Source organism: Desulforamulus profundi (genome assembly GCF_002607855.1).
The window spans coordinates 1-2,510 of sequence record NZ_AWQQ01000117.1 but is presented as its reverse complement, the minus strand read 5'-3'; the positions used below and the strand labels follow the sequence as shown (position 1 = coordinate 2,510).

The 2,510-nt window shown below is 39.3% G+C and carries 3 protein-coding genes and 1 pseudogene; 3 read left to right on the top strand and 1 reads right to left on the bottom strand.

The genetic code is table 11. The features are described from left to right. Positions 1-750: GGDEF domain-containing protein (locus tag P378_RS16610; protein WP_143338529.1), on the bottom strand; the 750-nt coding region annotated here is incomplete at its 3' end. Positions 751-820: 70 nt separating this feature from the next. Between P378_RS16610 and P378_RS16605 the strand changes: the two genes are divergently transcribed. From P378_RS16605 to P378_RS16595, 3 genes and pseudogenes are all read left to right on the top strand, one after another. Beyond that, a complete protein-coding gene (locus P378_RS16605; protein WP_099084004.1) occupies positions 821-1,177 on the top strand; it encodes a hypothetical protein in 357 nt (118 codons plus the stop codon). A gap of 108 nt (positions 1,178-1,285) precedes the next feature. Beyond that, positions 1,286-1,611 (top strand): annotated as a pseudogene (locus P378_RS16600) (hypothetical protein); the annotation flags it as partial. A 134-nt stretch (positions 1,612-1,745) separates the two neighbouring features. Continuing rightward, positions 1,746-2,051, top strand: a complete 306-nt coding sequence (locus tag P378_RS16595) for a hypothetical protein (protein ID WP_099084003.1) — start codon at positions 1,746-1,748, stop codon at positions 2,049-2,051. The last annotated feature ends 459 nt before the right edge of the window (positions 2,052-2,510 follow it).

Genomic DNA, 2,510 nt, shown 5'->3' with positions numbered 1-2,510 from the left:
TTCCCACTGCCTGCAACACCAGGTTGCCTGCATCATGACGAAGGAATCGTTATATTTTTTAAAATCATCGATATCAAAAATGACCAGGGATAAGGAGCGCTGGTAACGGTGGGCCCGTTCCAGTTCGTGGATCAGTTGCTCCTGAAAGTACCGGAAATTATAAACACCGGTCAACTGATCATGGGTGGAAAGATATCTTAATTTTTCCCGGAGACTTTTCTCTAGGTCCATGATATTGCCTACAAAATAAATGACGGCCAGCATGGTGCCCAGCAAAATAAAAAGGGAGATATTATGCTCAAAATGCCTGCATAGACAAACATAAATGATAATTGCTGAAACTATGACGGCAAAACTGATGGCCACTTGCTTGCCGAAGCGGACCAGGTAAATAAGAACCAGTATAATGTAAAGCCCGTCGTGATAACTGGTGGTTAACGTTGACTTCAAAAAAGTAAAAGTGCCCATAACCAGCAAATCCACTACAAAATGAAAATAGCCCCACTTGCCGATCTTCGGCGAGGGATAGCGGGCTTGCATCAATAACCACAAGGTAGAGTACAGGAAAAGCAAAGTATAGCCTACCATTGCCCGGGGGCTGGTATGGCCTAGGTTCAGTTCAACAAAAACAATAAAAAGGGCAATCATAATCCTAAAGCTGCCGATGATACGGTCCAATTGCCGGGTATGGTCCAAAACATCCCGGTCAAGGCAGGAAACAGCATCTGAAAACGGGTTATTCAATTTCATGCAGGTTCACCCTTCATACTTAGTCTACTTAATTATTCGACCTTGTTACTTAATTTTAAAGGGGTTGTAGTTGAATTTAATAACTAAAACCAAAAGTATCACAAAAATGTGTTACTTTTGTAACAGGGATGTGAACTTTTTACTGTATCATTTTTATGTGAGTAAAAATAAACAGGGAGGTTACCCAATTGAAAAAATCATCATTACTCTGTCTTTAGCTTCCAGTTTACTTATTGCTTCTACTGCTTTTGCAGCCAATGACAATAGCAGTGACAGGAGCAATTATGTTCAGATGTTGAATAACTGCAAGGCAGCTTTAAAACAATCTGTAGGACAGGATTGGAAGTCCCATATTGAAATGATGAAGGCGGGTAACTGTCCTGACTGCGGTATGACTGCCGAAGAATGTACTATGAATATGGAATAAGAATGATTGGGCTCCTCGGTTAGGGGGGCTCCATTTATTTAACCTGAATCAGTGAAATAAACTCTTTGTGGCACCCAAACCCAATTCAAGAACGATGATAAGCTAACTATTTTTGAAATTGAACAAGGTAACGACGATTTAACAACTCATTCCGGTCTGGCTCTTATAGGTGCGTTATTGGCTAACACCAAAATAAAAACACGGCTAAACAAAACAATGGCTGCAGGGCAAAAGAATCCTCATATTTCTAATGGAAGTGTTGCTATTGATTACATTGGCTTGTTGTGCCAGGGTAAGAGTGATTTTGACCATATAGACCCCCATGCCGCTAAAGCGGCACCAGCAAGGATGAAAATTATATTTTCAGGATAGAACCGTTCAGGGAAGATAATTTCTTTGCCATCTCATTAAATATTAACTTAGATCCGGTAAGTAAAAAAGAAAAACCCACAAGACCTGATCAGAATAATTTGTTGTAAAAAATTTGAAMAAAAAAGAGGACACTCATCTCTTTCGTGAATTGGTAAAGTGACTAAACAAAACCATTACGAAGGAGAGTGTCTTCATAATGAGGGTACCACAGTTACTTACCAATAATCAATCAGAAAACCTTACACGTCAGCAAAAACGTAAACTCCAGCGTACTCACCAAAAAGCTTGTTCCAGGTTAGAGGGACTAATTAGAAAAATTAACTTACCAGTAACCTTTGATAACAACTGCGTTACCAGTTTCGGCAATTTCGGCTTGTTTGAAGTTCTAAAACAGGCCATTGGGCTTGTTGAAATCGTACAGAAGCATTTAACGGTAACCCGGCATCACAACTGTACTTACAGTGCAGCTGAAATAATTGATATCATGATTGTTCTGCCCTAGGACTTTTGAGATTTGACCATATGAACGCTCTTAAATTTGACTCTGGTTATATGAAAATCAAGGATGATCATAGGTTACCTGAATGAACAACAATCATGGTGAAAACTGGATGATAAATATGCTGTTTCTGAAATAACTGTACCGCTTCCTTCCTGGGAAAGGGTCAGACGGTTTGTCTTTATCAGAGAAACAATTAACACTGTCTCTGGCGGTGACCAAATATCCTTTGACTTTAAAGAACTATAAGATTACAAATTATCGTTACTAACATGGAGGATCTCCCTCCTGAAGAAGTCTGGCGCTGGTATCTGGAAATGGTTTTTCTATCCGAAAATAAAAAACCTACTTCTTACCGGATTCAAGATTAAAAAGCAAGTGGTATCCCGAGATTTTTCAGTGGCCAACCTTAATTGTTCTTGCTGTTATCATGTATGAATTGTATTCCTGCAGTATTCACTG

Coding starts and splice junctions, on each gene's coding strand:
- P378_RS16595 (WP_099084003.1), top strand. CDS start 1,746: ATGAGGGTACCACAGTTACTTACCAATAATCAATCAGAAAACCTTACA.